25 protein-coding genes are annotated in these 22,063 nt (G+C 73.4%); 17 read left to right on the top strand and 8 right to left on the bottom strand.

Translation table 11 applies throughout. From position 1 onward, the window contains the following. Positions 1-382 precede the first annotated feature (382 nt). Together ACGF15_RS28305 and ACGF15_RS28310 are read left to right on the top strand one after the other, a co-directional pair. Entirely contained in the window at positions 383-925 is a 543-nt protein-coding gene (locus ACGF15_RS28305; RefSeq protein ID WP_392803047.1) for a hypothetical protein, read from the top strand. A 139-nt stretch (positions 926-1,064) separates the two neighbouring features. Beyond that, positions 1,065-1,223: a hypothetical protein gene (locus ACGF15_RS28310; protein ID WP_345608114.1), complete on the top strand. Its 159-nt coding sequence runs from the start codon at positions 1,065-1,067 to the stop codon at positions 1,221-1,223. Positions 1,224-1,490: 267 nt separating this feature from the next. On the opposite strand, the gene ACGF15_RS28315 is transcribed toward ACGF15_RS28310, so the two are convergent. Next, positions 1,491-2,264 carry a hypothetical protein gene (locus ACGF15_RS28315; protein WP_392803050.1) on the bottom strand — a complete coding sequence of 258 codons (774 nt, stop codon included), beginning with the start codon at positions 2,262-2,264 and terminating at the stop codon, positions 1,491-1,493. A 266-nt stretch (positions 2,265-2,530) separates the two neighbouring features. Between ACGF15_RS28315 and ACGF15_RS28320 the strand changes: the two genes are divergently transcribed. Further along, positions 2,531-2,980 (top strand): hypothetical protein, encoded by a 450-nt coding sequence (locus tag ACGF15_RS28320; RefSeq protein WP_392803053.1) that lies wholly within the window; start codon positions 2,531-2,533, stop codon positions 2,978-2,980. A gap of 367 nt (positions 2,981-3,347) precedes the next feature. Here ACGF15_RS28320 and ACGF15_RS28325 read toward each other — a convergent pair whose 3' ends face one another. Beyond that, positions 3,348-3,962: a YdeI/OmpD-associated family protein gene (locus ACGF15_RS28325; RefSeq protein ID WP_345608108.1), complete on the bottom strand. Its 615-nt coding sequence runs from the start codon at positions 3,960-3,962 to the stop codon at positions 3,348-3,350. Positions 3,963-4,340: 378 nt separating this feature from the next. Continuing rightward, positions 4,341-4,892 (bottom strand): TetR/AcrR family transcriptional regulator, encoded by a 552-nt coding sequence (locus tag ACGF15_RS28330; protein ID WP_392803056.1) that lies wholly within the window; start codon positions 4,890-4,892, stop codon positions 4,341-4,343. 108 nt (positions 4,893-5,000) lie between these two features. Between ACGF15_RS28330 and ACGF15_RS28335 the strand changes: the two genes are divergently transcribed. Next, the gene (locus tag ACGF15_RS28335) at positions 5,001-5,465 is read left to right on the top strand and encodes a nuclear transport factor 2 family protein (protein ID WP_392803059.1); all 465 of its coding nucleotides are present in this window, start codon (positions 5,001-5,003) and stop codon (positions 5,463-5,465) included. A gap of 164 nt (positions 5,466-5,629) precedes the next feature. Here ACGF15_RS28335 and ACGF15_RS28340 read toward each other — a convergent pair whose 3' ends face one another. Beyond that, a complete protein-coding gene (locus ACGF15_RS28340; RefSeq protein ID WP_345608101.1) occupies positions 5,630-6,259 on the bottom strand; it encodes a type III effector protein in 630 nt (209 codons plus the stop codon). 124 nt (positions 6,260-6,383) lie between these two features. Here ACGF15_RS28340 and ACGF15_RS28345 point away from each other — a divergent pair, with 124 nt between their 5' ends. From ACGF15_RS28345 to ACGF15_RS28360, 4 genes are all read left to right on the top strand, one after another. Then, positions 6,384-6,815 (top strand): Hsp20/alpha crystallin family protein, encoded by a 432-nt coding sequence (locus ACGF15_RS28345; RefSeq protein WP_345608098.1) that lies wholly within the window; start codon positions 6,384-6,386, stop codon positions 6,813-6,815. A 111-nt stretch (positions 6,816-6,926) separates the two neighbouring features. Next, the gene (locus ACGF15_RS28350; RefSeq protein WP_256526541.1) at positions 6,927-7,322 is read left to right on the top strand and encodes a DUF2267 domain-containing protein; all 396 of its coding nucleotides are present in this window, start codon (positions 6,927-6,929) and stop codon (positions 7,320-7,322) included. A gap of 60 nt (positions 7,323-7,382) precedes the next feature. After that, the gene (locus tag ACGF15_RS28355) at positions 7,383-7,826 is read left to right on the top strand and encodes a DUF2267 domain-containing protein (RefSeq protein ID WP_392803064.1); all 444 of its coding nucleotides are present in this window, start codon (positions 7,383-7,385) and stop codon (positions 7,824-7,826) included. 349 nt (positions 7,827-8,175) lie between these two features. Then, positions 8,176-8,637 carry a hypothetical protein gene (locus ACGF15_RS28360; RefSeq protein WP_345608092.1) on the top strand — a complete coding sequence of 154 codons (462 nt, stop codon included), beginning with the start codon at positions 8,176-8,178 and terminating at the stop codon, positions 8,635-8,637. Positions 8,638-8,855: 218 nt separating this feature from the next. Here the strand turns inward: ACGF15_RS28360 and ACGF15_RS28365 are convergent, their stop codons facing one another. Continuing rightward, positions 8,856-9,779: a LysR family transcriptional regulator gene (locus tag ACGF15_RS28365; protein ID WP_392803067.1), complete on the bottom strand. Its 924-nt coding sequence runs from the start codon at positions 9,777-9,779 to the stop codon at positions 8,856-8,858. Between the two features lie 109 nt (positions 9,780-9,888). On the opposite strand from ACGF15_RS28365, the gene ACGF15_RS28370 reads away from it, so the two are divergent. Further along, positions 9,889-10,932: a zinc-dependent alcohol dehydrogenase family protein gene (locus ACGF15_RS28370; RefSeq protein WP_392803070.1), complete on the top strand. Its 1,044-nt coding sequence runs from the start codon at positions 9,889-9,891 to the stop codon at positions 10,930-10,932. Positions 10,933-11,179: 247 nt separating this feature from the next. On the opposite strand, the gene ACGF15_RS28375 is transcribed toward ACGF15_RS28370, so the two are convergent. Further along, on the bottom strand, positions 11,180-12,109 hold the full coding sequence (locus tag ACGF15_RS28375) for a MurR/RpiR family transcriptional regulator (protein WP_392803073.1): 930 nt from the start codon (positions 12,107-12,109) through the stop codon (positions 11,180-11,182). 108 nt (positions 12,110-12,217) lie between these two features. Between ACGF15_RS28375 and ACGF15_RS28380 the strand changes: the two genes are divergently transcribed. The 6 genes from ACGF15_RS28380 to ACGF15_RS28405 are packed head-to-tail and all read left to right on the top strand — an operon-like array spanning position 12,218 to position 18,717. Beyond that, positions 12,218-13,357 (top strand): C45 family peptidase, encoded by a 1,140-nt coding sequence (locus tag ACGF15_RS28380; RefSeq protein WP_362607702.1) that lies wholly within the window; start codon positions 12,218-12,220, stop codon positions 13,355-13,357. A gap of 40 nt (positions 13,358-13,397) precedes the next feature. After that, on the top strand, positions 13,398-15,044 hold the full coding sequence (locus ACGF15_RS28385) for an ABC transporter substrate-binding protein (protein ID WP_392803076.1): 1,647 nt from the start codon (positions 13,398-13,400) through the stop codon (positions 15,042-15,044). A 6-nt stretch (positions 15,045-15,050) separates the two neighbouring features. Further along, on the top strand, positions 15,051-16,004 hold the full coding sequence (locus ACGF15_RS28390) for an ABC transporter permease (protein WP_362607698.1): 954 nt from the start codon (positions 15,051-15,053) through the stop codon (positions 16,002-16,004). Next, entirely contained in the window at positions 16,001-16,855 is an 855-nt protein-coding gene (locus ACGF15_RS28395) for an ABC transporter permease (protein WP_392803079.1), read from the top strand. Before ACGF15_RS28390 ends, ACGF15_RS28395 begins: the two co-directional genes overlap by 4 nt. A 6-nt stretch (positions 16,856-16,861) precedes the next feature. Beyond that, a complete protein-coding gene (locus ACGF15_RS28400; RefSeq protein ID WP_345608076.1) occupies positions 16,862-17,881 on the top strand; it encodes an ABC transporter ATP-binding protein in 1,020 nt (339 codons plus the stop codon). Then, positions 17,878-18,717 carry an ABC transporter ATP-binding protein gene (locus ACGF15_RS28405; protein WP_392803084.1) on the top strand — a complete coding sequence of 280 codons (840 nt, stop codon included), beginning with the start codon at positions 17,878-17,880 and terminating at the stop codon, positions 18,715-18,717. Before ACGF15_RS28400 ends, ACGF15_RS28405 begins: the two co-directional genes overlap by 4 nt. A gap of 747 nt (positions 18,718-19,464) precedes the next feature. Here ACGF15_RS28405 and ACGF15_RS28410 read toward each other — a convergent pair. Together ACGF15_RS28410 and ACGF15_RS28415 are read right to left on the bottom strand one after the other, a co-directional pair. Further along, the gene (locus ACGF15_RS28410; RefSeq protein WP_362607691.1) at positions 19,465-19,929 is read right to left on the bottom strand and encodes a hypothetical protein; all 465 of its coding nucleotides are present in this window, start codon (positions 19,927-19,929) and stop codon (positions 19,465-19,467) included. A gap of 177 nt (positions 19,930-20,106) precedes the next feature. Next, on the bottom strand, positions 20,107-21,138 hold the full coding sequence (locus ACGF15_RS28415; RefSeq protein WP_345608069.1) for a helix-turn-helix transcriptional regulator: 1,032 nt from the start codon (positions 21,136-21,138) through the stop codon (positions 20,107-20,109). Between the two features lie 452 nt (positions 21,139-21,590). On the opposite strand from ACGF15_RS28415, the gene ACGF15_RS28420 reads away from it, so the two are divergent. Next, positions 21,591-21,779, top strand: a complete 189-nt coding sequence (locus ACGF15_RS28420) for a hypothetical protein (RefSeq protein WP_345608067.1) — start codon at positions 21,591-21,593, stop codon at positions 21,777-21,779. A 55-nt stretch (positions 21,780-21,834) separates the two neighbouring features. Then, complete coding sequence (locus ACGF15_RS28425; protein WP_345608065.1) at positions 21,835-22,053, top strand: helix-turn-helix transcriptional regulator; 219 nt, start codon at positions 21,835-21,837, stop codon at positions 22,051-22,053. Positions 22,054-22,063: the final 10 nt, after the last annotated feature.

Below are 22,063 nucleotides of genomic sequence, written 5' to 3' on the forward strand. Positions count from 1 at the left end.
GGTGGCGGCCCTCGTCCACCGGCACGGGGAGGCAGCAGCCGGCCCTTCCGGTGCGACCCCGCGGAGGCCGTCGGTTCGTGGGCTCCGATGGTGCGCTCCCGCCGGAGTCCCGTCGGTCGTGGCCCGGCCGCTCCCGACGGGACTCCGGCGGGAGCAGTTCGGCGCCCGTCCGGTCGAGTTCCCCCGGCAGCCGAGCGCGTCCGCCCGGAGCGGGTCGACGCGGGCGTGGCGGTCGCGGTCTCCTTCGGCTGCTCCCGGGGGAGCCGGCGGCTCCGGCCTCGCGGTTGACCAGCGAGGCGGTCCGTGCCACGCGGCGGCCCTGCTGATGCTCCGTATACTCCCCGGCGACGGTGGCGGAACGCCGATGGGGGACGCGGTGAGGGTGGCTGGAGCGGGGACCGGAAGGACCGGCGCGGCCGGGCTCGTAGCGGTGCTGGCCGTCGTGGCGGTGAGCGGCTGGTTCCTCTACGACCGGTTCGGCGGCCGCTCGCAGAGCCGGGCGACGATCACCGAGGCATGCGAGGGGCTGGTCGACCCGGGCGCGTTGATGCGCTTCGCCGGCGGCAGGAAGGTGGGGGCCGAGCCTCCGGGGGACCGGGTGTGCCTGCTCAGCCGGGAGGTGACCTTCGAGGGCGAGGAGCGGATGGACGCCTTCTTCTCCCTGTGGGTCGTCCCGTCCGGGGACGCCGAACCGGGCGGGAGGACGTTCGAGTTCACCGCCCGGTCTGTCACGGTGACCGCCACCTGCGCAGCTCCGGCCCGGTCGACCGGGGCGACCGCGCTGAGGGTGACCGCCGGCACCGAGTTCGAAGCCGCGACCCGCGGCGAGCCGGGAGCGCTGCCGGGCCTGGCCCGTGAAGCGGCCCTGCGCGCCGCGGCGAAGGCCGGGTGCGAGACCGTCCTGCCTCCCGCCCCGAAGCTCTGACGACGCAGGCCCGGCAGGTGTGCCGTCCAGGGAGGTCACGACGGGGCACGCGAGTCCGGCCGAGCGACCCCGCAGGGGGCGACAGCCCCTACCGGGCGTGTTCCACGGGCCGCCCCACCGCTCATCGGGTGGCACAGGTGTGGGCAGCGGAACCCACCGCGCCCGCCTGGTGGAGCTGACCCGGGAGGGCAACGGCATCGTCGGCTGGGACCTGGCCGGCTCGGAGGTCGTCCACGGCGTCAACTGCGCCGCCGACGCCAGCGAGACCGTCCGAGCCCCGTGGTGGCGCGACGCCTGACGGCGACTCATCGGACCCCCGCCGGGTTGTCGGCGCACAGACCGGTCCGCCGTGGCACCCCTGCCTGTCACGTGAGGCCGAGGCACCGGGGGCAGACCATCGCCCACTCCCAGGCCGCCGAGCGCCTCGCGCCGGCACGGGAGGCGTTCGGGTCGGCTGCGGACGAGCGCCTGAGGCCGGTCGCTTGAGGTGCGCCCGCAGCAACGCGGGGGCTTCGCCACGCCTCAGGAAACCCCCGAGCCGGTTCCCGCCTTCGCGGGCTCTCGATCAGGTCCCCGGCCCTGGACGGGCGCTGCGGCTGCGCGACCGCCGACGGCGGCTCCGGTGCCTGCTGGCCCTCAGCCGGTCCCGGCCGAGGAGGTCCCGCGAGGCCAGTTCGGCGAGTGCGGGGTGCAGGGCCGGCCCTTCGGCAGGGGAGGTGCTTCCGGCGGCTGGAGGGCCCTTGCGGCCGTAGCGGTCGAGCCAGGTGAGCTGCAGCAGCAGGGCGAGGCCGGTGGCGGCGGCCGCCGCCCACGGGAGCGGGCCGCGCGGTGCCGTGTCGAGCAGCGCGGCGGCGGCGAACGCCGTCTCCCCGCTGAACAGCAGCGCGCAGGCGGCGGTGAAGCAGCCGGGGCCCGGGCCCGATCGGGGCAGGCCGGCCCTCCACGCCGTGTGGAAGTCCTGCCTGGCGGCGCGGAAGGCGGAGTCGCCGAGTTCGATTCCGCCGAGGGTGGCCGGTGCGGTACGGCGGCGCAGCGCGGCCAGCAGGGCGTCGGGCAGCGGGTGCCCCGCGGTGCGCGCGGGGTCAGCGCCGGACGGGGTGAGGCTCAGGCTGCCCCGGTGGTCGACGGTGGCGAGCCCGTCGAGCAGCAGACGGGCGGCGGCGGCCTGCGCGTCGTCCTCGGCCCGGCGGCGGCCGGCCGCCGCGCGGTACGGGTCCGCGCCGAGCACCGCGGCCCGGCACTCGTCCTCGGCCCGGCCACGCCGGTGGCTCAGGGCGCGCAGGACGTAGAGCAGGGCAGTCAGGGGCACGACGATGCAGGCGAGGGTGACGGGGTCCACAGGCAGAGGGTAGGGGTTGGCCCCGTCGTCCCATCGCCCGCGGAAGCCTCAGGTTCAGCCCAGGGCGTGCGAGCCCCGGTGGGAGCCGGCGAGGAGCCGCGGCTGTCGACTCCCGCCCGGGGGAGGGGCACCCGCTGATCGACGCCAGGTCTTCATCACGGCGTGACGAAGACTGCGGACGAGGCGTGGGGGAGAGGACGGAGTCGGGGTGCCCCGTTCCTGGGCTGCCTGCCTGGATCGCAATCGCTCACGCTACCTTGGGCCTGATGCACCCACAGCAGCCTTCCACCTCCCTCACACCCGCCCCCGCATCCTCCGGGCAGCAAGGCACCCGCAGGAAGACGGTGGCGCTCTCCCTCCTGGCCGGGCTTGTGCTCGGCGTCGCGGGGACGGGCGCCGTCTGGGCCATGGGCGCGGACTCCGACTCCCCTGCTGCTGCCGGGACTCCAGCAGCGGATGCGCATGCAGCATGCGAGGCGCTCGCCGGGTTCGACGCGGGACAGTACCTCGATCAGGGCCCGGCCGGAGAGATCGCCCTCAACCGCTATGCGGCAGCCAGGGCACTCTCCGCGTCAGCGGCAGCGGGCGACACGACCTACAAGGAGCTCGCACAGACCATTCGCCGCTCACAGGACCGCCACGCTCAAGTCTTCGACTTCGACGCGACGGTGAAGAAGGATCTGGACCGGGCTCGCGAGATCTGCCGCGGGCTGTAGCTGGCGGACGCGTCAGCGGGCGCGTGTCCGGGCGGCATCATGACGGCCAGGGCAGCGCCACCGATCGCGGAATTCAGTGGTCCGCTTCTGTTGGCACCATGCGCGACCGTCAGCAGGCCGAGACCCTCGCCCGACAGGAACCTGCTGTTCCTGAGCACGTTCCGAGCTTCCAGGAAGTGGCGGGCGGCGTCGGCCTCGTCCCCCGCACTGTTCGGAGCCGCCCGGTCTGATTCGGTTCGTAGGTGCCGAAGGATCCGGCTGACCGCGTACGGGCGGAGTTACTCGCGCTTCCGGAGGCGCGAGAAAGAGTTTCGAGGAGCGGTTCCGTCGAGCGGTGTGGGCTTGTTCGTTCCGGTGGACGTTCCGGTCACGGCATCGGTGGCTTGGCTGGTCTGGCTCGCTGTGGGTAGATCGTCTCGTGCCGGACGAGCATCGCCACGCACTCGGCGATCTTCCGGGTGCGTGTCTCGGCCCGCTTGGCGGCGTTGACCCGGTTGATGAGGGCGAAGCGGTTGGCCTTGGTGAGCACCTCGAACATCGCCTGTGCCGCCGGGTCCCCGGCGATCGCGGCCTGGAGGTCGGGCGGTACCTCTGCCTCCGATGACGGTGCATAGGCGGCCGCCCACCGCCCGTCGGCCTTCGCGGCGTCCACCGCGGCGCGGCCGGCGGGCAGCATCAGGCCGGCTGCCTCCAACCGGGCCACGTTGGCGACGTTGCGCTGGGACCAGACACTGCGGGGCCGGCGCGGGGTGAACCGCCTCCAGGAACTCTCCTCGTCGCGCTTGCGGGCCTGGCCGTCGATCCAGCCGAAGCAGAGTGCCTCGTCGACCGCCTGCTGCCAGGTCAGGGTGGTAACGGTGCCGCCCTTCCTGGTCAGGGCGAGCCACACGCCAGGAGAGGTGGTGTGGTTGTCCAGCAGCCACGCGCGCAGCGCCGCAGCGTCAGCAACGATCAGCTCGTCCAGCTCGGTTCCGGTCACCACCGCAGGCTAGCGCCACGATCCGGTGGTGCGTCCTGCCGGGGTGGCTCGTTGAGCCCTCGGCGTCGGTGTCGGCCTGGCGCGTCCTCGTCCTTGCCGACGCCGCCGTGAGGAACGGCTGCCGGTGCATTGCCCTCGGTCCCACGGATTCGGCTGCCTGCCGTAGGAACAGGGGGCCGGGCACAGGCAGGGGCGCGGCCGGGTGACCAAGTCGTCCGGCCGGGGCCGGGTTCGGCCGCGGCGAGACGCCGAGACGGCACCCACCCCCTGATGTCGGCCCGGCCCATCCCCACCGGGCACCGCGAGGGCTCGGAGGCGCCGACCCGGTAGGTCCTCGGGCCCTGGTTCGGCTCGCCCCCCGGTCCCGCTGGCCCGTCCGCCTCAGCGCGCGCTCAGGAGGGACCGTGCCGCCTGACGGGCCTCGGCCGCCGGTCGTGTACCGCCCGTGATCCCCGCCGTGACCATGGCTCCCTCGGCCAGTAGATGGAGCGGCCCGGTCAGTGCGTCGGGCAGCTCGGCCCCGGCCACCAGTGAGCCGAGGTAGTCCCGGAACGCCTGCTTGTGAGCCCGAACCCGGCCTGCCACCCGCTCGGACCGGGCGCCCAGCTCGCCGTAGGCGTTGATCCAGGCGCACCCGCGGAACTCCTCTTCGCCGAACCACTCCTGAAGCCAGTCGAAGACGGCGATGATCCGCTGCTCGGGATCCTGCTCCCGCGCCACATACGCGGCGAGTTCACCGCGCCAGCGCACGTCGCGGCGCTCCAGGTACGCCTCGACCAACAGCTCCTTCGCCGGGAAGAGCTGATAGAGCCGCTTGAGCGATACCCCGGACGCCCCCCTGATGTCGTCCATGCCGACGGACTGGATTCCGCGTCCGTAGAACAGCTTCTCGGCGGCGTCCAGTGCCTGTTCCCGGGCGGTTGCGGTGTCCATGCGCGGCCTCTCCTTGACGCGAGAACGAACGTTCTCCTACGGTATCAGCCACCGGGAGAACGCTCGTTCTCTGGTGTTCTCTTCATCGATCCACCCCTGGAGGAAGACATGACCGACCGGCCGCCGCTGCCCCCGTTCACCCGTGAGAGCGCGGCACGGAAGGTGCAGGCCGCCGAGGACGCGTGGAACACCCGCGACCCGCACACGGTGGCACTCGCCTACTCGGAGGACTCGGTATGGCGCAACCGCGGCACCTTCATCACCGGCCGCGCGGAGATCGTCGGGTTCCTCGCCGAGAAGTGGGCGCGCGAGCGGGCGTACGCGCTGCGCAAGGACCTGTGGGCCTTCGACGGCAACCGCATCGCTGTCCGCTTCCAGTACGAGTGCCAGGACGGCGAGGGCCGGTGGTGGCGGTCGTACGGGAACGAGCTGTGGGAGTTCGACGGGCGCGGGCTGATGACCCGGCGCGAGGCGAGCATCAACGATGTGCCGATCGAGGAGAAGGACCGCCGTATCCTCGGCCCGCGATCGGAGGGCGAGCGCGGACCGGCCTTCCGCCTGCACGCGACCTGATGGAGCGCCGGACCGGGGGCCTGCTGTCCTCCGGCGCCGGCTTCTGTTTCGCTGCCGGGTGGGCGGGCGGTAGCGCCGGGCGCGCACGGGAGCCGGGGGTCCCCGGAGCCGTCCAGGTCAAGGGCCGGGGCGGCCGGCCTCACCTCGCTCGGGTGCGGCCGGGGTCAGGGGGAGGTGAGGGTGTCGAGTCGTGCGGTGAGGTCGGGGTGGGCGGTGGCCAGGTGGGGGCGGGTGGCGGTCAGGGGTCCGACCAGGGCGGCGGGGTCGTCGTCGGCGAGGGCGGCGTGGAGCGCTGCGACCGGGCGGCGGGCCGCGGGGGACAGGTCGGTGAGGGCGGTGATCTGGCCGGCGAGGCGGCGCAGGTCGGCGGCGTTGTCGCGGGCCCGGGCGGCGGTGGTGCGCTGTGCGGCGCGGGCTTGGCGGGTGGCCGTCACGCGTTGCTCGCCGGTGGTTCCCGCGGGGCCGGGGCGGCCGCGCAGGTAGCGGCGTTCGGCGGCCTGGCGGCTGGCGACGCCGAGGGGGTGGGCGAGGTCGGCCCAACTGGCGCCGGCGTCGCGGGCGGTCTCGATCAGGCCGGTCTCCCATCCGGCGAGCTGCTCGCGGACCTGCCGCAGCAGCAGGAGCGAGGCCAGTGCCTGTTCCGGGGCCGGCGCTGGGGCGGGTCCGTCGGGGTCGTCGTGCCGGGCGGTGCGCAGGGCGCCGTCGATGGCGTCGAGGGCCGCCGCGGCGGCGAGGAACGACGCCGGGCTGTGGGCGTCAGTGCTGGTCGGGGGCGGCTGGTCGGCCGGGGTCACGGGCACCTCCTCGGAGTGTCATCCGTCTGACGACATCATCTTTGTCATCCACTGGATGACATGCTACAACGGTGTCAGTGAGGCGCATTGGCAGCGACTGCCCGAACCTCTGGAGGTGTTTTCCATGTTGATGCGCACCGACCCCTTCCGCGAACTGGACCGGCTGGCCCAGCAGCTCATGGGCCCGGGAACCTGGTCGAAGCCGTCGGCGATGCCGATGGACGCCTACCGCGAGGGCGACGAGTACGTGGTGGCCTTCGACCTTCCCGGCGTCAGCGCCGAGGCGATCGACATCGACGTCGAGCGGAACATGCTGACCGTCAAGGCCGAGCGCCGGCCCGTGACGAGGGCCGACGACGTGCAGATGGAGCTGACCGAGCGGCCGCTGGGCGTCTTCTCCCGCCAGATCGTGCTCGCCGACACCCTCGACACCGAGCACATCCAGGCCGACTACGACGCGGGCGTGCTCACCCTGCGCATCCCGATCGCCGAGCGAGCCAAGCCCCGCAAGATCTCCATCGGCGTCGGCTCCGGCCGCAAGGAGATCTCCGGCTGACACGGCCGGAGACGGTGCGGAGGACGGGCACCCGGTCTCCCGCTCTCACCCCGTCCTCCGCACCCCGTGGGCAGCCCGAAGCAGACGAGAGAAGACGGGGTGGCGGACGAGATGACTCTGCGACGCGAAGCGTTCCTCGACCACGTCAAGGAGCGCGGCGAGTACGGCACGGCAGAAGAGGCGGAGCGCGCGGCCCGCGTGGTGCTCGCCCTGCTGGGCGCGCACCTGGTCGGCGAAGTCCGCGCCCGACTCGCGGCACGCCTGCCGGAGGAGTTCGCGCTGATCCTGCTCAACCCGCTCCAGAGCGCCGAGCCGCTGGCGCCGGAGCGGTTCGTGCGGGCGACCGCCGCGTGGATCGAGGGCGCCACCGAGCAGACCGCGACCTGGGACGTCGGCGCCGTCCTGTCCACGGCCGCCGACGCCGCCGGCGACGACCTGCTGGAGCAGATCCTGTTCCAACTGCCCGCCGGCTACGACCTCCTCTTCGGCCGCCCGCAGCCCATCTGACCCCCGCGGTGCCGCTGCAGGCACCGTCCCGCCCCGCCCACGAGAAAGGCATGCACCGCAGTGATCACCGACGTCCGCGCCCCGCTCGAGCACCCGCAGCCCTACGGGGCGGCGTACGAGCAGATGCTGGAGAAGGTCCGCTACGAAGGCGCGTACCCCACACGCGAGAGGGCCGACGAAGCCGTCCGCCTGGTCCTCGCCGGACTCGGGCGCCAGCTCACCGGCGGCGAACGCGAAGCCCTGGCCGCCCGCCTGCCCCGGGAGGCCGCACGCATCCTGACCGCCCCGAATCCCGACGCCCGGCCGCTGACCGGCTGGGCCCTGGTGAAGGACCTCGCCGCCCGCTCCGGCGCCTCCCCGGCCACCACCCGCTGGGACACCGGATCCGTCTTCGCGGCCGTCGCCGCCTGCGCCGGCCCCGACCTGATCACCCGCATCCTGCACCGGCTTCCCACCGGGTACGCGCTGCTGTTCGGCCGTGCCGACCTCACCCCCGCCGCGTAGACCGGTGGTGTCCGTGCCGGAACGCAGCACGAGACGAGCCCCGCCGCGGCCGCCACGGCACATCCCAGCCACGGCACATCCCCTGGGGCCCGCACCCGAGGGGGCGCACCGACCCGCCGGCGGTCCGGCACGCCGAGGGTGCCGGTGGCCGATGTCCCGGCGTCGCGAGGAGCACCTGGCCCCCTCGCCCCGTGGCGTGTACCGCGATGCGGATCGGGCCCTCAGCCGGGCCGGTGCCGAGTGGGGGTACACCCGTCCGCCGCGCATCGCTGGAAGTCCGGACCGGGTCGGCGTTGGATCGCCTGCGGAACGCCTTTCGCATTCGTACCCCAGAGAACGAGAGCAGCCGATGAAGACCTCATGTGTACTGCCGCTGTGTGCGCTGGCACTGCTTCCCGCCGTGCTCGGTGCGCCCCTCGCCCACGCGGACGCCGGCGGGGACGGGGACCGGGTGAAGCGGATCACTCTCGCCACCGTCAACTCGCAGGGGGAGTTCCCCAACGTCACCGCTGACCTGGTGGACAAGAGGAACAGGACCGTCGGCTTCGTCACGACCAACTGCGAGACGGTCGCCTCCGTCCCCGAGAGGACCATCACCTGCCACGGGTCCTACGTCCTCGAAGACGGCCAGATCACCTGGCAGAACGCCACACGCGATCCGCAGACCCCCTACCTCCTCGCCATCACCGGCGGCACCGGCGCGTACTGCGAGGCCCGCGGCCAGATCCGGGTGGTCAGCACCGAGTCGGAATCCGGCGGTGGTCTCTACGAACTCGAAGTGATCACCGGCCGCAGGTGTGCCTCCTCCTGAGGGCCGTACGGTCCGAGGCCCCACCGGCGGGTGAAGCGCGCCGGGCGCCGCGGTGGTGTGAGCGGCGCCCGCGGCCTCGACCGGAGGCGTTGCGTCCGGGGGCGGGGGCGGGGGCGGGGGCGGGGGCTGGGGCGTGGGCGCGCGGCCGTGGGTGTCCTGGCGCACGCGCTCACATGCCGGCAGGTGGTCGCTTCCCGGTGCTTTCCCGTGGGGGTGCTTCACCCCGGTGCGTCGTCCGTGCCGTCGCCGAGCGCGCGCAGTGCGGTGAGGCCGGCGGCGACCGCGGGCTCGCGCGCCGTACCGTGCCGGACGGCGGTCTCGATCGTGCGCGTGAGGGTACTGTCCGTCACCGGTCGTGCCGCCAGCCTCGGTGGAAGGTGGGCTGCGGCCAGGTGCGGGATGAGAGCGGTGTGGCCGCCGCCTGCGGCGAGAGCGATCATGGCGGAGAAGTCGGTGCAGGTGTGGCGGATCCGCGGAGTGAACCCGGCCGACCGGCAGGCTTGCAGGACCGCGTCCCCGCAGGCCGTGTGCCGCGGGGCCATGATCCACTCGGTCTCCGCGAGCTCCCGCAGGTCGACCGCGCCCTGCCCGGGGCGGGCTGCCGGATGGTCGTTGCGCAGGACCGCGACCAGCGGATCGGTCCGCAGGGCGCGGGTCTCGACGCCGGCGTACGGGGGTGTGGCGAGGTTGGTGTAGCGGTAGAGCAGGGCGAGGTCGACGCGGCGCTCGAGGAGCAGCCGCACGGCGGCTTCCGGTTCGGCTTCGGTGAGGTGCAGGCGCAGACTCCCGTGGGCGCCTTCCAGGGCTGCGCCGAGGGGGGCGCCCACCGGTGCGAACGCACTGGGGAAGCAGGCGACACGGAAGGGGCCGGTCGGCTCCCCCCTGCCGGCCCGCAGCCGGTTCTGGGCCTGTTCGAGCGCGGTGAGCACGTGCTCGGTGTCGTCGGCGAGCTGCCGCCCGGCGGCGGTGAGGTGGACGGAGCGGCCGGTGCGTTCCAGCAGACGGGTCCCGGTCTCGTCCTCCAGCGACCGCAGCTGCTGCGAGACGGCAGAGGGCGTGACGCCGTGGAGCTCCGCAACCGCGGTCACCGTGCCGTGGGCGGCCAGGTCGCGCAGGAGGACGAGTCGCCGGAGATCGAGCATCAGTTCACCTTAAAGAGAGGCTGTAGAGAATGTAGCTGGACACGAGAACATGTGTACGGCGACCCTGGCTGCTCCGCCCAAGGCCCCCGAGCAGTCCCAGGAGACTTCCGTGCGCGCTACCGTGATCCACGGCCCCCACGACATCCGGATCGAGGACGTACCCGACCCGGTCGTCCGGCGGCCGACCGACGCCGTGGTGCGGGTGGTCAACGCCTGCATCTGCGGCAGCGACCTGTGGGCATACCGCGGTGTGGCCTCCCGGGCGGCCGGGCAGCGGATCGGCCATGAGTTCCTGGGCATCGTCGAGGACACCGGCCCCGAGGTGACCGGCTTCACCCGCGGCGACTTCGTGGTGGCCCCGTTCGTCTGGTCCGACGGCACCTGCGACCACTGCCGCGAGGGCCTGCACACCTCCTGCCCCGAGGGCGGCTTCTGGGGCGAGGTCGGCTCCGACGGCGGCCAGGGCGAAGCCGTCCGCGTGCCGTTCGCCGACGGCACCCTGGTCAAGCTCCCGAAGGAGGCGGCCGGCGAGGAGAAGCTGCTCCCCGCCCTGCTCGCCCTCTCCGACGTGATGAGCACCGGCCACCACGCCGCCGTCGCCGCCCGGATCCGCCCCGGCTCCACCGTCGCCGTGGTCGGCGACGGCGCGGTCGGACTGTGCGGTGTGCTCGCCGCCCGGCGCCTCGGCGCCGACCGGATCATCGCGCTGGGCCGGCACGAGCAGCGCACCGCCATCGCCCGCGGCTTCGGCGCCACCGACGTCGTCGCCGAGCGTGGCGGAGCCGCGGTCGAGGCCGTCAGGGAACTGACCGGAGGCCGGGGCGCGCATGCCGTCCTGGAGGCCGTCGGCACCGAGGAGTCCCTGCGCACCGCGATCTCCATCGCCCGGGACGGCGGCGCGGTCGGCTACGTCGGTGTGCCCCACGGAGGCTCCGCCGGCGTGGACATCGCCCAGCTGTTCGGCCGCAACGTGACGCTGGCCGGCGGCGTCGCCCCCGCCCGCGCGTACATCCCCGAACTGCTGCCGGACGTGCTCTCCGGCGCCATCGACCCCGGCCTGGTCTTCGACCGCACCGTCGGCCTCGACGGAGTCCCGGACGGCTACCGCGCCATGCACGACCGCGAGGCGCTGAAGGTCCGCATCACCTTCTGACGCACCGTCCGGCCGTCCGCCGCCACGAGGCGCCCCGGCCTGGCTGCGGCAGACCCCGGAGAGGGGGGGCGGGACCCGCCGGCGGCCGGGGCGCCGAACCAGGCATCCATGGCGTCCGCGGGGATGGGGGTGCCTGCCGGGTCCGTGGCCGGGCGCCGGGGCGGAGGATGACACGGCCCGTGGACGTCGGGTACGGCTTGCGCCCCCCGCCCGACCGCCCGACCGAGCCCAGGGCCGCCGGCCGGCGTCACCCCCGTCTGTTGCGCTGCTCCCCGGACGCCAGCAACTGCTCCCGCAGCGCGTTCAGCTGGTGGGAGTGTTCGACCGCCGAGGTCTCGTCCAGGGTGGTCAGGGCCAGCAGGAGGGTGTCCGCCATCAGCAGGCCGGTCAGGGCATCGTTGGTGTTGCCCGTGGGGGTGCCGGGGGCGAGGAGCACCGCGTCGGCGCGGTCGCCGAAGGCCTCGCTGAGTTCGTCGGTGACGAAGACGACCCGGGCGCCGACCGCCCGCGCCCGCTCCACCAGCAGGCTCAGCTCGTACAGCTGCCGTCCGGGCTGGAAGATCACCACCGTGTCGCCCTGGCCGAGTGCGAGCATCGGGTCGGCCAGGGCGAAGCCCGTGGCGCCGACGAAGCGGGCGCGGCGGCCGATGCGGCCCAGCGAGCGGGCGAGGTGGCGGGCGGCCAGCTCGCAGGCGGCCACCCCGTAGCAGAAGACCTCACGCGCCTCGGCCAGCGCGTGGACCGCCCGTTCCAGGGGCTCGGTGTCGGCGAGGCGCCTGCACTGGTCGATGCGTTCCCGGGCCTCGTCGAACACCTCGTCGCGGATCTTGGCCAGGTCCTTGCCGACATGGGCGATGCGCTTGGCCAGCCGGACGTCGGGGGCCTGCCCGGCGGTGAAGTCGGCCGCCAGTTCCCGTTTGAGGTCGGGCAGGCCCGCGTAGCCGAGGCGCTGCAGGGCCCGGACGACCGTGGCGTTGCTGGTGCCGGTGGACGAGCCGAGGGCCTGTGCGCTGGCGAACATGATCTGCTCGGCCGGCGCGCTCACCAGGTACTGGGCGACGTCGCGCTCCGAGGCCGACAGGCCGTCCCACAGGTCACGGACCCGTGCGCGCAGGCGGGTGATGCCTCCGGGGGCCGCGCTGCCCGACACGCCACCATCCGCTTCTGAAATCTCCATTACGGCTCTTGACTCCCACGGTTCCGGCGTTACTCTCTGAACATCGCATTCCAGGAATCGAGATTCCTGAAACAGAGGTTACAGCACGTCTTCGCGAGGAGCCCCTCCATGAACACCACCCTTCCGGTCGTCGAGATCTCCGGGACCCCGTCCCAGAGGGGCCGGCAGTACGGAGAGGCCGTCGCCGTCCAGCTGGAGGCCGCCCTCGGCTACTACGCGGAGGCGTTCGGCCTCTCCTCCGGACTCACCTGGCAGCAGGTCACGGCCCGGGCCGCCCGCTGGCTGGAGCCCGTCCGGGACCACGCGCCCGACCTTCTCGAGGAGATGCAGGGCATCGCCGACGGAGCCGGGCTCGACCTGCTCGACATCCTCGCCCTGAACGCCCGCGGCGAGGTCATCTACGACGACTCCTTCATGCGGATGCGCGCCGAGGAGGAGGCCCCCGAGGGCTGCACCTCCTTCGCCGCACTGGGCGAGGCCAGCGGCAACGGCCATGTCTGGGCCGGCCAGAACTGGGACTGGCGCGCCGGAGTCGCCGACACGGTCGTCATGCTCCGGATCGTCCAGCCGCCGAAGCCCACCCTGCTCATGCAGGTCGAGGCCGGCCAGATCGGCCGCCAGGGCGCCAACTCCGCGGGTCTCGCCCTCAATGCCAACGGACTCGGCGGACGCTTCGACGACACCGTAGGACTCCCGCAGACCGTGATCCGGCGCAGGGTCCTGGACCAGTCCACCGTCACCGACGCGCTGGACGTCCTGTTCCGAACCCGCGCCCACATCGCCAGCAACGCCCTGCTCACCTGCCGGGAGGGCTTCTCCATCGACGTGGAGACCACCCCGGCCGGGCACGGCTGGATGTACCCCACCGACGGGCTCCTGGTGCACGGCAACCACTACCAGGCCGGCGTCCCCACCGCGCTGGCCGCCGGCTACCGGCCCATCGCCCCCGACTCCCTCGTGCGCGTACCGCGCGCCGAGGAGGGCCTGCGCGCACTGCGCGAGGCCACCGGACCCGACGAGTCCCGCAAGCTGATCAAGCAGGCGCTCTCGGACCACCTCGGTTTCCCGGGGTCGCTGTGCACCCACAGCGACCCCCGACAGCCTCCCGTCAAGCACTGGGCGACGCTCGTGTCCTCCTGCGTGGACCTCACCGCGGGCGACTACCACGTCACCGCCGGCACTCCCTGTGACCGCGAGTACCAGCACCTGCCCTGGAACCTCTACGACGGCCCCCACGCCCCGAAGTGATCGAGCCACGTCCCTGTACTTTTTGCTCAGGAGTACTGCCATGAACCTCAAGTCCTGTATCGCAGCCGCCGGCGTGGTCGCGGCCATGACGCTCACCGCCGCGTGCAGCGGCGCCGACACCGGCACGTCCGCCGGGGGCGACGCCAAGGTCGACGTCACCAGGCTCAAGCTGACCCCGACCACCCCCGCGGCCCACGGCGATGTGGACACCGTCGACTGGATGCTCGAGGACGAGCCCGAGTCGCTCGACCTCGACACCCGGGGAGGCAGCGCCGGCCGAGCCGTCCTCACCAACGTCTGCGAACGCCTGTACCGGCTCCAGCCGGACATGTCGGTGCGCACCTTCCTCGCCGAGAAGGAGAGCAGACCCGACGACCGGACCCTGGTCCTGACCCTGCGCGACGGCGTCACCTTCCACGACGGCTCCCCCATGACCGCCGACGACGTCCTCTACAGCCTCCGGCGCCACGCCGAGCCGGGGATGGAGCAGTCGGACGAGTTCCAGCACGTCTCGAAGATGTCCAAGACGGGCCCCCGTGAGATCACCATCCAGTTCAAGCAGCCCGACGCACTCTTCACCAAGGCCCTCGCCGGCGACGCGGGACTGGTCTACAACCGCCGGCTCGTCGAGAAGGCGGGCAAGGACTTCGGCACCCCCGGACAGGGCGACGCCTGCTCCGGACCGTACGAGCTGACGAGCTGGAAGTCCGGCGACTCCGTCACCATCACCCGCGCCGACGACTACTGGGGCGAGAAGCCGCTCACGAGGAAGGTCGTCTTCCGCTGGGCCGCCGACAGCGCCCTGGTCAACGCGCTCACCACCGGAGCGGCCGACGGCACCTACGCCGACTCCGTCAACACCGCGGCCGCCCTCCACGGCAAGGACGGAATCGACGAGCACTTCGGCCCGAGCACCGCCACCCTCGCCCTCATCCCCACCGAGCGCGGCGGTCTCGCCGACCCCGACATCCGCCGGGCCCTCTCCCTGGCCCTCGACCGCCAGGGCATCGCCGAGTCCGGCTACGGCGGACTCGTCGAACCCTGGGGCACCCCCGTCGGCTCCGGATCATGGGGCTACGAGAGAGACACCTTCGCCGCCGCCCAGAAGAAGATCACCGAGGCCCCCGCGAGTCCGGACGCCGAGGACATCGCCAAGGCGAAGGGCCTCGTCGAGAAGGCTGAGGACGCCCCCGACGGCCCCATCGTGATCGGCACCGACAGCACCCAGGGCCGCCTCGTCATCGCCAACGCCGTCCGCGCAGCCCTCGCCCGGATCGGGCTGAAGGGGGAGATCAGGACCGTGCCCTCGGCCGAGTACGGCGAGTTCTACGGCGACAAGGCCGCCCGCGCCGACATCGACGTCCTCGTCGCCGACTGGTACATCTCCAAGAGCGACCCCATCGGCCTCTACGACAACGCCCTGTCCGGCAGCTCCGACAACTGGGTGGGCTTCCGCAGCGCCTCCTACGACCGCAAGGTCGCCGAAGCGCAGGCCGCCCTGGACGACAAGCAGCGGGCCGCCCTCGTCGTGGACATCCAGCAGGAGTTCAGCGACGCCAAGGTGTGGATCCCCATCGCCCAGCAGCCCACGGCCCTGGTGATCAATGACGAGCTGACCGGCCCGCCCGCCTCCATGGCGTACCTGTACTACCCCTGGGCCGCCGACCTGGGCGCGAAGAGAGGCTGACCCACCATGATCGTCGCCATCGGCCGACGGCTCGCGGGGATCGTCGCGACACTGCTCGCCTCGTCCTTCGTGATCTTCGCCGCCGTGTACGCGGCCCCGGGTGACCCCGCCGTCTTCCTGGCGGGGGGCCGGGACAAGCTCACCCCCGAAAGGCTGGCCGAGGTCCGGGCCCGGTACCACCTGGACGAGCCCATGGTCGTCCAGTACGGCCGGTGGCTCTGGGATTGCCTCCACCTCGACCTCGGGCGCTCCCTGAAGTACAGCGACCAGGTCTCCGACCTGCTGGCCTCCCGGCTGCCCACGACCCTCGCACTGGTCGGCTACGCCACCGTGCTGTTCGTCCTGCTGGGCGTGGGCGCCGGGGTGCTGGCCGCGGTCCGCCGCGGCACCTGGATCGACTCCGCGGTCGTGGGCGGCACCACCCTCGCCGCCTCCGTCCCGTCCTTCGTCGGGGGGATCGCGCTGGTCGCGGTCTTCGGCGTCCGGCTCGGCTGGTTCCCGGTCAGCGGCAGCGGCAGCGGGTTCGCCGGAACGGTCCACCACCTGACCCTGCCCGCCACGGCGATGGCACTCGGCGCACTGGCCGTCGTCAGCCGAGTGACCCGCCAGGCCATGGTCGACGCCGGCACCGCCGACCACGTGGCCGTCGCGCGCGCCGCCGGACTGCCCGAACGCCACATCGTCCGCCGCCACGTCCTGCGCAACGCCCTCGGCCCCATCGTCACCATGTGCGGCCTGGTCACCGCGGGCATGCTCGCCGGAACCGTCGCCATCGAGACCGTCTTCGGCCTCAGTGGCATCGGCTCCCTGCTCGTCGGCGCCATCAACAGCCACGACTTCCCCGTCGCCCAGGCGGTCCTGCTGCTGATGGTCACCTCCTACATCGTGGTCACCAGCGTCGTCGACCTCGTCCACCCCGTGCTCGACCCCCGGCTCAAGGCCGTGAGGAGCCCCGTATGACCGCCGTCCCCGTCGGCGCCCTCCCGACCCCCGCGCCACCCCGCGCCCGCCGCCCCTGGGCCGTGATCTCGGCCGCCGGCTTCCTCGGCCTGGTGGTCCTCGCCGCCGCCCTGGCCCCCCTGCTCGCCCCCTACGCACCCGACGCCGTCGACCTGTCGGCCTCCCTGGCCGGAACCGGCGGCGACCACCTCCTCGGCACCGACGCCTCCGGCCAGGACCTGCTCTCCCGCGTCCTGTACGGGGCCCGCACCAGCCTGGTCGCACCCCTGCTGCTGCTCCTGCTCGCCGGCGTCCTCGGTGTCGCCCTCGGCACCCTCGCCGCCTGGCGCGGCGGCTGGGTCGACGCCCTGGTGTCCCGGATCACCGACGTCATGTACGCCTTCCCCGGGCTGCTCTTCGTCGTCCTGATCATCGCCGTGTTCGGCGCCGGCATCACCACCTCGGTGATCGCCCTGGGGCTCGCCTTCGCCCCGACCATCGCCAAGTACACCCGCAGCGTGGCCCTCGGCGAACGCTCCAAGCCCTACATCGACGCCTACCGCGTCCAGGGCATGAGCGGACTGCGCATCTGCGTCGCCCACCTCGTGCCCAACCTCGCCCGCTCCGTCGTCGGCTACCTCGTGGTGCTGTTCGGCGAGGCCCTGATGAGCCTCGCCACCCTCAGCTACCTCGGCTTCGGCGCCCAGCCGCCCAGCTCCGACTGGGGGCTGATGGTGCAGGAGGGACAGGCCGCGATCGTCCAGGGCGCCCTGCTGCCCGCCCTCGTCCCGGGCACCGCCATCGCCGCCGTCGTGGTGGCCTTCAACATGGTCGGCGTCCGGGCCGCCGACCGGCTCGGCGCCAGGAGGTAGCGCACCATGCTGCTCGACATCGAGAACCTGACCCTGCATCTGCCCGGCGCCGCCCGCCCCGTGCTCGAGGACGTCTCCCTGCGCGTCGGCGCCGGTGAGATCGTCGGCCTCGTCGGCGAGTCCGGCTCCGGCAAGTCCACCACCGCCAAGGCCGCCCTGCGCATCCTGCCCGACGGGGCACGGGCCCACGGCAAGGTGCTGCTCGACGGCGCCGACGTGCTGTCCATGTCCGACGCCGAACTGCGCGGGCACCGCGCCCGCACGGTCGCCATGGTCCACCAGGATCCCCGCTCCGCCCTCAACCCGGTCCGCCGCGTCGGGGACTTCCTCACCGAACGGCTCCTGCACACCGGCACCACCGACAGGCGCGCCGCCCGCCGCCGGGCCGTCGGACTCCTCGACACCGTCGGCCTGGCCGACCCGGAACGCCGCGTCCGCCAGTACCCGCACGAGTTGTCCGGCGGCATGCTCCAGCGCGTCGTCATCGCCGGCGCGCTGGCCGCCGAGCCCCGGCTGCTGCTCGCCGACGAGTCCACCAGCGCCCTCGACGTCACCACCCAGGCGGGCATCCTCGCCCTGCTGCGGCGGCTGCGCGACGAACGCGGACTGGGCCTGGTCTTCATCACCCACGACCTGCACCTCGCCGCCGCCTACTGCGACCGCGTCCACGTCATGTACGCGGGCCGTGTCGTGGAGGAACAGCGGGCGGAACGTCTCTTCGAGCACGCCCGGCACCCCTACACCCGGGGACTGCTCGCCTGCTCGCCGGAACTGGGCGAGACCCCGCGCGCCCTGCTGCCGATCCCCGGGCGCCCGCCCTCCCTGGCGGAGAGCTTCACCGGCTGCCCGTTCTCCGCCCGGTGCCCGCACAGCGAACCCGACTGCGACTCCTGGCGCCCGGAGTCCGTGGCCGTCGAGGGCGGGGGCACGGCCGCCTGCCGGCGCCTCACCGACCTGCCCGACCCGGCGGCGGCCGCCGCCCCCGCCCTACCACCGGCCGCACCGGCCGTGAGGAGCACCCGGTGAAGGCCGACGACCGGATCCCGTCGCCACAGGCCCCGCTGCTGGCGGTCGACGCGGTGACCAAGACGTACCGGCTCCCCGGTGGCGGCCGGCTGACCGCCGCCGACCAGGTCTCCTTCACCCTCGACCGGGGCGGATCCATCGGCATCGTGGGGGAGTCGGGCTCCGGGAAGAGCACCGTCGCCCGCATGCTCGTCGGCCTCGCCCGCCCCGACCGGGGCACCGTCGCGGTCGACGGCAGGGATCGCGCGGCCGGCCGGCGCCTCGCCTCCCGGCGCGATCGTCTCGCCCGCGCCCGCGAGATGCAGATGGTCTTCCAGGACCCGTACCTCTCCCTCGACCCCCGGCTCACCGCCCGTCAGTGCCTGCGCACGGCCCTGCGCCTGCACGGCCACCCCGAGGCCGACGCCCGGGTCGGCACGCTCCTCGACCGGGTCGGCCTGGGCAGCCGGGAGGCGCAGGCCCGCCCGCACGAACTGTCGGGCGGCCAGCGCCAGCGCCTGGCCATCGCCCGGGCCCTCGCCGTGGACCCCGCGATCCTCGTCCTGGACGAGGCGGTCGCGGCCCTCGACGTGTCGATCCAGGCCCAGATCCTGCACCTTCTCGCCGAGATCCGGCAGGACACCGGGGTCGCGCTCGTCTTCGTCAGCCACGACCTGGCGGTGGTGGAGCACATCACGGACGAGGTCCTGGTGATGCGGCGCGGCACCGTCGTCGAGCACGGGCCGACACGCGAGGTGCTGAGCGCTCCGGCCGACGCCTACACACGGCTGCTGCTGGCGTCGGTGCCGCGGCGGGGCTGGGATCCGGCGACGGTCTCGATCGGTGAAGTCCCCTGAGTCCCGACTCGCGGCACAGGTCGTGCTGTCGGTGATGCGAACGTCAGACCCGACGAGTTCGTGCATGGTGGGGGGCGAGGTGCCGAGCCCCTGATCGTCGATCATGGTCGTGTGGTGGGGCACGCGTCTCGTGCAGCGATCAGCAGCGATCGGTGGATCGCGGGCCTGTCGGCTGATGTGACGGCTGAACTCGTGTGCGAGCCGGCCCGTTGTGGCATGAGCGGCACCGGGCCAGGCTTGCGTCCGGGCCGCGGAAGCGGGCCGTGGGCGCCGGCGCGAGGCACCGGCTGGTCTCGGTCGACCGGCTCCCGGCCGCCACCCTCGTGCACCTCCGACACGGGGCCACGCACGACGTGCTCGCGTATCCCGCGCCTTCCAGGGGCAGCTCGGGAAGTCCTCGTCCTGGGGCGGCCCAGTACGGGGTGGACGGCGAGGTCTGCGACGGCAGACTCCCTGAGCCGCTGTTCCGGTGCGTGTCCCGTCGTCTCGACCTGGGCCGGGGAAGCGGGACGCACCTCTTCGCGTACATCCGCGTCCCCCGGGCCCGGTCGGGTGGACGGCATCGATCTGCATGACCAGCACCGTTCGACCGGAGCAAGGGCCAGTCGCGTGGCCGGTCGGCGGTCGGAGCGCCGGCCCACCGGTTCGGTCGGCGCGTCGGGCGGGTCCGGTACGAGGCGGGACGCGTACGGCGGCTGTCCTGTCGGCTCCGGTGCCCGGGTACCCGGTCGACGGCTCCGGGGCGGGCTACACGGGGTGGTGGCCGTACGGGCCGCCGGGCGCCAGGCTGATGAGCAGCAGCCGGGCGCCGGGGGTGAGGTCGGCCCGCCAGCCGCGCCCGGGGGGCACGTACAGCACCTCGCCGGAGCGCAGGCGGCAGGAGAAGGAGGGCTCGCCCGACGGACCGGCGGGCAGCAGGAAGGAGCCGGCGCCTTCGGTCTGCTGGACCAGGAGGCAGTCGGCGGAGCCGGCGGAGCTGCACCGGGGGCCTTCGACGTCGGCGAGATGGCAGGCGAGGGAGGGGTGCAGGCCGGTCAGCCGGGCGAGTTCGCGGGTCTCGCTCGCGCGGGCGGCGGCGTCGCGGCCGTCGCGCGCGTGGTCCTGCTCGGGCCACAGGATGGCGGGCTCCCGGCCGTCGCACACGGCGAGGAACTGCGCCAGTTCGCGCACGTGGGGCGGGGCGCCCCCGGCTGCCGATGACGCGCTGAACATGGGGCTCCTGGGGTGGGTCCGGACGGGTGGGCGCGCGGGTCCGCAGCCCGCGCGGCTGCGTGTGCCCAGCATTCCGCACGTCGGGCCGTCCGGACAGTCACGAAGAATTGTTCCCGCGGCCGCTCGGGCGCTCCGGAAGGGGACCGGGCGGGAACGGGCTCCGGGACCGGGGCGGGGTCAGGAGGGGACGAGGGGTCCGTCCGGCCCGCCGGCGTCCAGGAGGCCCTGGACCGCGGCGCGGACGCCGGCCTGGAAGCGGCTCTCGGCGCCCAGGTTGCCCATGATGTCGGCGATGTGGCGGCGGGCGGTGCGCAGGGACATGCCCAGGCGGCGGGCGATCGCCTCGTCCTTGAGGCCGGCGGCGAGCAGCCGGACGATCGTCTCGTGGATCTCGCGGGAGACCGTCTCGAGCTGCTGGCCGACCGCGGCGGTGAAGGGGGTGGCCCGGTCCCAGGTCTGCTCGAAGATCTCGCAGAGGTAGGCGACGGTGGAGGGTTCGCGGATGAGGACGGCCCCCCAGCTGTCGTCCTGGACGGGGATGAAGGCGGTCTCGCGGTCGAAGACGATGAGGCGGCCGAAGAGTTCGTGGGCCGTCCGGTATTCGCCGCCGAGGGCGGAGGCGGCGGCGACGTAGGCCTGGCTGGGGCCGTTGAAGCGTGCCGTGTGGTGGTAGAGGGTGCGCAGCCGGACGCCGCGCTCCAGGACGGCCCGGTCGCGGACGAGGGCTTCCTCCATCGCCTCGGGGACGCGGGCACCGCCGCCGGGCTGGCTGGCGATGATCTCCTCGCAGCAGCGTTCGGAGGCCCGGGCGAGGGCCTCGCGCACCAGGTGGAGGTTCTCCAGGACCTCGACCGCCCCGGCGGCCGAGCGTCGGCTGTCGTAGGTCGGGGCGGCGCGCAGCAGTTCCCTGCGGATGCCGGAGAGCTTCTGCCGCTGTTGGAGGATCTCGGCCTCGATGGGGGCGGCGAGCTGGGCGGCCGCGGTCTCGGGTGCCACGGCGAAGACGGTGGCGGGCTCGCCGGGGTGCTGCTGGAGGAGCCGCAGCCTCAGCAGGCGCCCGACGGCGGCGGCACCCTCCCCGGCGTCCGCTCCGGTCCGCGCGGCGACGGCGTCGACCGACGCGGCGCCGTGTTCGAGCACCCAGGCGTACACGGCGATGTCCGAGTCCTGTAGTTCGCCGGCCGCCGCCAGCGTGTCGTCCAGTCCCATGGCCGGCGTCCCCCACCCGTTCTGCCAGGGCCGTCCGGAGGGACGGCCCTGTGGTCAAGGCGAACAGAATAGGAGGTGGGGGGACGGGACGCCGCACGGGTCTGTCCGCGGCGGGTCGGCCTCCCGGTTCCGTGCATCCGGATGCCGGAGCGGCGGGCGGGCGGTTCGAGGGCCCCTCGAGCGGGCGGATCGGCCCTTCCATGGCTGGATTCTTATTGCTGCTGCCGGCAGCGCCGGGCCTGGAGGACCGGCTTCCGGACCGCCGGCGGATGTCCGACGGGCCACACGAGCCTGCGATATGACGAAAGATCCGTTATGCCGCCCGTCGTCTTCGTGCCAGGCGCTTTGATGAGGGGGTGAACGGTCGTTCGCGGAGCGCGGACACGACAGTCTGGTCCCTGTCAGGAACCGACCCCCGGCCCGGAAGCCGGGAGAGAAGGAACACCCCCCCCATGAAGATGAAGCGCCCCTCCCTGCCCGTCCGGCTCGTGCTGGCCGTGGTGCTGACCGCCGTCTGCTCCGCCACCGCGGGGGTGGCGGAGCCGGTCCGGACAGCCGGGCACCCGGCCGACGTGACGCGCACGGTCGCGGCGAACTGCTCGTACAACCCGGAGTGCGAGGACACCTCCTGGGGCGGCTGAGACGCGCCTGCCCCCCATCGGCCCGTACGTCCGCGATCCGACACAGGAGTCCGTCATGACCGACAGCACCGCTGCCACTCCCAGCTTCACGCCCCGCGAGCAGCAGGTGCTCGCCCTCCTCTCCGGCGGCGACACCTACTGCTCCATAGCGAAACGGCTGGGCATCAGCCGGCACACCGTCGACACCTACCTGCGCCACCTGCGGAAGAAGACCGGTACCCGCAACCGGACGCAGCTGGCTGTGCTCGCCTCCCAGCTGGGTTTCCGGGCCTGATCCGGGCCGC

It is taken from the genome of Streptomyces sp. NPDC048001 (assembly GCF_043203115.1).
Lineage (GTDB): Bacteria > Actinomycetota > Actinomycetes > Streptomycetales > Streptomycetaceae > Streptomyces > Streptomyces sanyensis.

Excerpts from the sequence above, each read along its gene's own strand:
- ACGF15_RS28365 (WP_392803067.1), bottom strand. The coding sequence starts at position 9,779 with ATGCTCGATCTCCGGCGACTCGTCCTCCTGCGCGACCTGGCCGCCCAC.
- ACGF15_RS28380 (WP_362607702.1), top strand. The coding sequence starts at position 12,218 with ATGAACACCACCCTTCCGGTCGTCGAGATCTCCGGGACCCCGTCCCAG.
- ACGF15_RS28330 (WP_392803056.1), bottom strand. The coding sequence starts at position 4,892 with ATGGACACCGCAACCGCCCGGGAACAGGCACTGGACGCCGCCGAGAAG.
- ACGF15_RS28360 (WP_345608092.1), top strand. The coding sequence starts at position 8,176 with ATGAAGACCTCATGTGTACTGCCGCTGTGTGCGCTGGCACTGCTTCCC.
- ACGF15_RS28425 (WP_345608065.1), top strand. The coding sequence starts at position 21,835 with ATGACCGACAGCACCGCTGCCACTCCCAGCTTCACGCCCCGCGAGCAG.
- ACGF15_RS28385 (WP_392803076.1), top strand. The coding sequence starts at position 13,398 with ATGAACCTCAAGTCCTGTATCGCAGCCGCCGGCGTGGTCGCGGCCATG.
- ACGF15_RS28345 (WP_345608098.1), top strand. The coding sequence starts at position 6,384 with ATGTTGATGCGCACCGACCCCTTCCGCGAACTGGACCGGCTGGCCCAG.
- ACGF15_RS28390 (WP_362607698.1), top strand. The coding sequence starts at position 15,051 with ATGATCGTCGCCATCGGCCGACGGCTCGCGGGGATCGTCGCGACACTG.
- ACGF15_RS28420 (WP_345608067.1), top strand. The coding sequence starts at position 21,591 with ATGAAGATGAAGCGCCCCTCCCTGCCCGTCCGGCTCGTGCTGGCCGTG.
- ACGF15_RS28320 (WP_392803053.1), top strand. The coding sequence starts at position 2,531 with ATGCACCCACAGCAGCCTTCCACCTCCCTCACACCCGCCCCCGCATCC.
- ACGF15_RS28395 (WP_392803079.1), top strand. The coding sequence starts at position 16,001 with ATGACCGCCGTCCCCGTCGGCGCCCTCCCGACCCCCGCGCCACCCCGC.
- ACGF15_RS28410 (WP_362607691.1), bottom strand. The coding sequence starts at position 19,929 with ATGTTCAGCGCGTCATCGGCAGCCGGGGGCGCCCCGCCCCACGTGCGC.
- ACGF15_RS28400 (WP_345608076.1), top strand. The coding sequence starts at position 16,862 with ATGCTGCTCGACATCGAGAACCTGACCCTGCATCTGCCCGGCGCCGCC.
- ACGF15_RS28415 (WP_345608069.1), bottom strand. The coding sequence starts at position 21,138 with ATGGGACTGGACGACACGCTGGCGGCGGCCGGCGAACTACAGGACTCG.
- ACGF15_RS28375 (WP_392803073.1), bottom strand. The coding sequence starts at position 12,109 with ATGGAGATTTCAGAAGCGGATGGTGGCGTGTCGGGCAGCGCGGCCCCC.
- ACGF15_RS28350 (WP_256526541.1), top strand. The coding sequence starts at position 6,927 with ATGACTCTGCGACGCGAAGCGTTCCTCGACCACGTCAAGGAGCGCGGC.
- ACGF15_RS28335 (WP_392803059.1), top strand. The coding sequence starts at position 5,001 with ATGACCGACCGGCCGCCGCTGCCCCCGTTCACCCGTGAGAGCGCGGCA.